The organism is Desulfurispora sp. (assembly GCF_052744395.1).
In genome coordinates this window covers 1-6,034 of sequence record NZ_JBRAJI010000075.1, presented here as the reverse complement: position 1 = coordinate 6,034, position 6,034 = coordinate 1, and the positions used below count along the sequence as shown (strand labels likewise).

At 55.2% G+C, this 6,034-nt stretch carries 6 protein-coding genes; 1 reads left to right on the top strand and 5 read right to left on the bottom strand.

Annotated features, from left to right (window positions below):
• Nucleotides 1-238: 238 nt before the first annotated feature.
• From ACUVTU_RS13045 to ACUVTU_RS13035, 3 genes are all read right to left on the bottom strand, one after another.
• A complete protein-coding gene (locus ACUVTU_RS13045; protein WP_445890389.1) occupies nt 239-373 on the bottom strand; it encodes a hypothetical protein in 135 nt (44 codons plus the stop codon).
• Nucleotides 374-452: 79 nt separating this feature from the next.
• Nucleotides 453-848, bottom strand: a complete 396-nt coding sequence (gene lpdD, locus ACUVTU_RS13040; protein WP_445890388.1) for a prenylated flavin chaperone LpdD — start codon at nt 846-848, stop codon at nt 453-455.
• 44 nt (nt 849-892) lie between these two features.
• On the bottom strand, nt 893-1,924 hold the full coding sequence (locus tag ACUVTU_RS13035) for a class I SAM-dependent methyltransferase (RefSeq protein WP_445890387.1): 1,032 nt from the start codon (nt 1,922-1,924) through the stop codon (nt 893-895).
• A 185-nt stretch (nt 1,925-2,109) separates the two neighbouring features.
• Between ACUVTU_RS13035 and ACUVTU_RS13030 the strand changes: the two genes are divergently transcribed.
• Nucleotides 2,110-2,541: a PPC domain-containing DNA-binding protein gene (locus ACUVTU_RS13030; protein WP_445890386.1), complete on the top strand. Its 432-nt coding sequence runs from the start codon at nt 2,110-2,112 to the stop codon at nt 2,539-2,541.
• A 12-nt stretch (nt 2,542-2,553) separates the two neighbouring features.
• Here ACUVTU_RS13030 and selB read toward each other — a convergent pair whose 3' ends face one another.
• Both selB and selA read right to left on the bottom strand, forming a co-directional pair.
• A complete protein-coding gene (selB, locus tag ACUVTU_RS13025; protein ID WP_445890385.1) occupies nt 2,554-4,473 on the bottom strand; it encodes a selenocysteine-specific translation elongation factor in 1,920 nt (639 codons plus the stop codon).
• Entirely contained in the window at nt 4,470-5,894 is a 1,425-nt protein-coding gene (gene selA, locus ACUVTU_RS13020) for an L-seryl-tRNA(Sec) selenium transferase (protein ID WP_445890384.1), read from the bottom strand. The genes selB and selA overlap by 4 nt, the downstream gene beginning before the upstream one ends.
• Between the last annotated feature and the right edge of the window lie 140 nt (nt 5,895-6,034).

Genomic DNA, 6,034 nt, shown 5'->3' with positions numbered 1-6,034 from the left:
CTATTTTCAGGGGGACATTTCCTTGCTGCCACCTACTGAAATTATACACGGCCTTATGCCAGTTTTGTTTGCTTCTTGCTTCACCCGGCTGCGCTGCTGCGCTGCTGAGCGCCGGGAATTCTTATGTTAGCACATGGTGTGCTGTACTGGCAAGGGTATAAATCCTGGAAAAATAAATGCAGGCCCGCAAGGACCTGCACTTATCCCCAACTTCCAGCTAAATGTAGCAATTTCCCGGTCAGCAGCCGCCATCCATGGTTGTGGTGGTGTCACGTTTTTCCGGTTTGGCTGCGCAGGCCATATCGGTAGCGGGAGCCTTGCCGGTTCTCACTTCGGTACCGGTGGGATTGACCTTTCCGTTCTTTTTAGCCATTTGCTTCACCTCCTGCTCCATATTCTTTCCCGGGGAGCAGCAGGATTATGGCCGAGAAAAAATGGCTTGCCGACAAGTATTAGCTAAAAGAAAAATCCCTTTTTACCGCTTCGATCAGTTGCAACGCCGCGTCCCGGCTGTTTTGCATCAGGGTGATGATATCTTTCTGGGTAGCATTTTTTATATGCAGACCGGCCGCCACTGTTACCGGCTTGCTCACCTGCCGGGTAATGGTCTCCGCCACCATTTTAGCGGCCAGCTCGTCCTTGTGCGCGGCCAGCGGCAGCACAGATGTGGTGCAGCTGGTGCGCTCGGGATTGCTGCGGCTGGGACGTGGCAGGCTCAGGACAACAGCACCCAGATGCGGCACTTCACCACCAATCAAATGAATCATAATGCCACTTTCTGTAACCGTGGCCATCAGGTAAACCGTATGCTTTCCTGTACCTGATTGAAATTGGTATGTCTTAAACATAGCGTTTATGCTCCTCCCCCAGCCTTTCAGGCAGTTATCCCTTTCTATCCACCGCGTCTGTTCGATTGAAAACCGGTGGGTTTGCTCTCCGGCACATTTTTGCCCAGCAAAAGCACCTTGAAGCGGCTCCCCATCCCTTCAGGCAGGATCAATTTTTTCACCTGCAGGGTATCCTTCAATGTCTGGTTATTAAAAATATACGCTTGATCTTGCTTGATTAAATCCAATATACCGGCATTGATGAGAAAATTCATCTGGGAAGTGTAACCCAGGCAAGAAAAACCCAGCCCGGCTGCCCAATCCTGCAGTGCCGAAAAATTCACATCGGCAGTCAGATCCATCTCTCCGGGAGCGGCGAGAAAATCGGTCCGGACATTGTGGCGGTAATATGCCCGCAGGGTTCCGCTAATCCGGCTCTCGTTGTACAATTCCTGGCTGGTACCGCCGTAGTCGATGATCAGGACATATCCTCTGGTTAAACCTTCCCCCAGTTCGGCCAGCCATGGCCTGACCGCCAGGTTTACTTCGATAATCTGGCCTTCCTGGCATGATGATACATATATATCAATATACTCCAACAAGTCTCTTTGAGCAATAGGCACAACCTCTTCCCGCAGTTTATTCTCCCCGGCCTGCCAGGCGACAAAAATCTCCTGCCACGACCCGTTTTGATAGATCAAACGGTGCACGGGAAAAGCATCGACCACCTCATTGGCCAGAACCACCGTGGGGCAGCTCCGGGACAGTTCTCTGATTCCGCTCAACCAGATTATTTTACCAGGAAAACTCTTTTCCAGCAGCAATTTTTGCTGCTGCCGCATAAAAGGGCTGATTTCTACTATATAATACATCAGATTGTCATACAACGACCTGTGCTGCTTCTGTAAAAATGTCAGTATGTCTCTGGCCAGAAAACCATTACCGGCACCATATTCCACGAGATTGATGCCTTCAGTTAAGCCGCTGCACCGCCCCAGCTCGGCGATCTGTCCGGCCAGAGTATAGCCAAACAACGGGCTGACATTGCTGCTGGTGTAGAAATCACCCTCCACACCAATCTTGGAACGCGATTTCATATAATAACCCCACCCGGGGTGGTACAGGGCCCACTGCATAAATTGGGCAAAACTTACCCGGCCGTGCATTTTAATTAAATGACCTATTTCATTGCTGGTCAAACTTGCCCACCCTTTATTATTGGATCTAAAATAATCCCAGGACAGTTAAATTCTACAGTTCACCAGATAAGGAGGAATTATCCATGTTTCCGGTAGCGGTAAACCGCGGGCGCACGCTGATTGGCCGCCTGGCCAAAGGTGATGATTTGCTGGAAGCACTGAGCAGAATATGCCAGGAGGAAAATATCAGACTGGGCAAAGTGCAGGCCATAGGGGCATTGAGCAAAGCTGTTGTCGGTTATTATCACCAGGATACGCAAAAATACAGCCAGCTCACCTTTAATGAGCACCTAGAGTTGATCAGCCTGCAGGGTAACATATCGGTCAAGGATGACCAGCCTTTTGTCCATGCCCATGTAGCTTTGATGAAGCAGGACGGCCAGATGCTGGGGGGACATCTTCTGCCCGGCTGTCCGATCTTCGCCTGTGAATACATCATTAATGAATTTTTGCCCGAAGGTGCAGAATTGATCCGGCAGCCCGATCCAGAAACCGGCCTTTTCCTCTGGAAATAGCCCTGGTGCGGGTCACTGGCCCGCACTGTTTTTGGCCAGCACCCGCAGGTCGCCCACCCTTCTGGTCACTTTTTGTTTATCAAAGAAATCGAGCAGCGGCAGGGCATATTTGCGCGAAGTACTCAGAATATCCCGGGCTTCCCCCACACTGATCTGGCTGTTTTGCTGCAGGTATTCCACCAGCTTTTTCCGGGCATCGTCCAGCACCTGCCGGTGAAAGTACAGTCCATCAGCCACTTTGACCAGAGTCCCCTGGCGCAGCAAATACCCCAGCACTTCCTCAATCTGCCGGGGCGGCAGACCGGCCTGCTGCGCCGCCTGGGCGAAGTCCGGCGGCTGGCAGGCCGCCCGGCGGTATTTTTCCAGCAGACCAGCCACCTGCGCGCCCAGATTTCCGGACGGGGCGGGCACAAACTCCGGGCTGGCCAGATAACCGGCTGTAACCTTGATATGATTGTCGGCCACCATCCCGGCCAGCAAGGCCTGCCACTGCTTTTGATTTAAAAAAGCAAATTTGCGGCTGTGCAAGTCCTCTTTGGGCACGCCGGGCCGCAAAGGAAACTGCCGGTGATATTGCTCACACAGCCGGCGGGCCTCCTGACCCCAGTGCGCCAGGAGCTGCCGGTCCACCCAGTACTGCTCTCCTTCATTTTCCAGCCGCCGGATCGTCTTTTCGCTGTCGGCAGCCTGTAACACCTGCTCCACGGTGGCCCGGTCCAGGCTGGTAATGCGCTCAATTTCGGCTGCCGTGAGCAATGTAGCTTTCTTTTGCAAACTCTGACCAACGATTTCGGCCGGAGAACCCTGCTCTTTGATCTGCATTTCGCGCAGGGTCTCTTCTTTATACCGGCGGTGCTTGACCGCACATGGTTCAATAACTGTTCCTCCACCAATAGTGTACATTGGTGAGTACGACCGGATCACAAAGCGGTCGCCGCGGGCAGCTACCGCCTGATTCTCCAGCTCCACGGCCGCGTAACAGTTTTCCCCCGGCTGGAGCTCCTCGCGGTCCAGCAGGATAACCCGACCCAACACTTCGGCCGTGCCCAGGTAAAACCTGACCCGGGCCCGGTGCCGAAGCGGTCGGGCGCTGCCCAGCAATTCCAGCCGAACATCCATGCGGTAGGAAGGCTGCAAAAAGCCGGGCGCCGCCACAACACTGCCGCGCGGCACATCAGCTGTATCCAGCGCGGTCAGGTTTACGGCCACCCTTTGCCCGGCCATGGCTGTTTCTACCTTCTGACCGTGCACCTGCAAGGAACGGACGCGGCTTTTGCTGCCCGCCGGCAGAACAACCACTTCTTCCCCCACGGTGATGGCCCCCCGGCGCATGGTACCCGTCACCACTGTACCAAAACCGGTAACAGAAAAAACCCGGTCCACAGGCAGGTAACATGGTCCGACCTGGTTGCGCTGGTCCACTGCTTCGGCCATTTGCACCAGCACCTGTTTCAGCCTGTCCAGCCCGTATCCGGTTACCGCCGAAGTTTCAATAATCGGGGCGCCTTCCAGTATGGTACCCTGCAAATACTGCAAAATATCCTCCCGGACCATCTCCAGCCATTCCCGATCCACCAGGTCCACTTTGGTCAGTACCACCAGGCCCTTTTGCACATGCAGGAGCTGGATGATGTCCAGATGCTCTCTGGTCTGGGGCATAACTCCCTCATCGGCGGCAATGACCAGCATGACCAGATCCATACCGCCTGCTCCGGCCAACATATTTTTGATAAAACGCTCATGACCGGGTACATCCACCAGTCCAAAGCGCCAGGGTCCCAGATCCAGATAAGCAAAACCCAGCTCTATGGATATGCCCCGCTCTTTTTCTTCTTTCAAACGATCGGTTTCTATGCCGGTCAGAGCTTTGACCAGAGCGGTCTTGCCATGGTCCACATGGCCGGCCGTACCGATAATAATATGATGCATCATTCCACCGCCTCGCTTCTGGTCAGGGCAGCCGCCAGAGCTGCTGCCAGAAGAATTTCTTCTCCTTTGAGCAGGGTGCGTACATCAAAAAGCAGCCGGTCATCCTGCACACGTCCCAGTACGGCCGGTTCTCCCCGGCGCAAATTGGCCGCCAGTTCGGACACGCTCAAATATAGCGGTTTTACCCCGATCAGCATAGCCGGCAATTGCGCCAGGGGCATGGCTCCTCCCCCCACCGCCGAACTGCCTTCCAGCAGCTCAATTCCGGCTCTGCCTCCGGCCGCTTCTTCCAGCAAAGCGGCCAGTTCCTCCGCCCGGCGCCTGTGCTCAGCCAGGGACATGGCCAGCATTCTGTAAGTGGGAATATTGGATAGTTGGGAGGAGCCGGGCAAATATTCCCGCAAGGTGGCTTCCAGGGCGGCCACCGTCAGCTTGTCAATGCGCAGGGCCCGGGTCAGGGGGTTCTGACGCATTTTTTCTATATATGTCCGCTTCCCCACAATGATCCCGGCCTGGGGTCCCCCCAACAGCTTGTCCCCGGAGAAGGTGACAATATCCACACCCGACCCGACCACTTCGGGCACAGCCGGCTCGTAGGGCAGCCCCAGACTGCGCATATCCACCAGAAATCCGCTGCCCAGGTCGCACATGACCGGCAAACCGGCCTTTTGTCCCAGCTCCACCAGTTCCGCCAGGGTGGTTTCCCGGGTAAATCCCACAATGCGATAATTGCTGGTATGCACCTGCAAAAGCAGGGCGGTCTGGGGGGTGATGGCCCTTTCGTAGTCACGCAGGTAGGTTTTGTTGGTGGCCCCCACCTCAACCAGCACCGCCCCGCTTTGTTCCATCACTTCGGGAATGCGAAAAGAGCCCCCTATTTCCACCAGCTGTCCGCGCGAGACAATTACTTCCTTGCCTCTGGCCAGAGTGGACAGGCAGAGCAGGACGGCCGCCGCGTTGTTGTTCACTACCATGGCCGCTTCGGCCCCGGTGATTAATGTCAAGAGACTCTCCACATGCGCGTACCGGGAGCCGCGCTTGCCGGTGGACAGGTCCAGTTCCAGGTTGGTATACCCGCTGGCCGCGGCGATTACTGCCTCAATGGCCGTGGGAGCCAGCACCGCCCGGCCCAGATTGGTGTGCAGCACCACACCCGTGGCATTGATCACCCGCCGCAGGCGCGGTCGAGTTACCGGCAACAAATTCTCTCTAACTTGCTGAACAAGTCGCGAAAGCAGATCCGGGCAGCTCTCATAATCTGGAAAAGGCAGCTGTTGAGCCAGCAACAGACCGCGCCACTCCGCCAGCGTCTGCCGGATCTGGGCCAGGACCACCTCGCGCGGCAGTTGTGTAAGCAGCGCCTCGATACCGGCATGCTGGAGAACCTGGTCCACCGCGGGCAGCTTACGCAATAATAAAGACATAAAAATTGATCCTCCTGCCTGTACACCATAACTAACACAAAATTATAGGTACCATAGAAATAAAAAGCAAGCCTGCACCGGCAGTGGTCCGTGTCAAGACTTAGTAGGTAGCTCCAAAAGAAAATTTTTCGTATCGAGAC

Excerpts from the sequence above, each read along its gene's own strand:
- ACUVTU_RS13045 (WP_445890389.1), bottom strand. The coding sequence starts at position 373 with ATGGCTAAAAAGAACGGAAAGGTCAATCCCACCGGTACCGAAGTGAGA.
- lpdD (WP_445890388.1), bottom strand. The coding sequence starts at position 848 with ATGTTTAAGACATACCAATTTCAATCAGGTACAGGAAAGCATACGGTT.
- ACUVTU_RS13035 (WP_445890387.1), bottom strand. The coding sequence starts at position 1,924 with ATGAAATCGCGTTCCAAGATTGGTGTGGAGGGTGATTTCTACACCAGC.
- ACUVTU_RS13030 (WP_445890386.1), top strand. The coding sequence starts at position 2,110 with ATGTTTCCGGTAGCGGTAAACCGCGGGCGCACGCTGATTGGCCGCCTG.
- selB (WP_445890385.1), bottom strand. The coding sequence starts at position 4,473 with ATGATGCATCATATTATTATCGGTACGGCCGGCCATGTGGACCATGGC.
- selA (WP_445890384.1), bottom strand. The coding sequence starts at position 5,894 with ATGTCTTTATTATTGCGTAAGCTGCCCGCGGTGGACCAGGTTCTCCAG.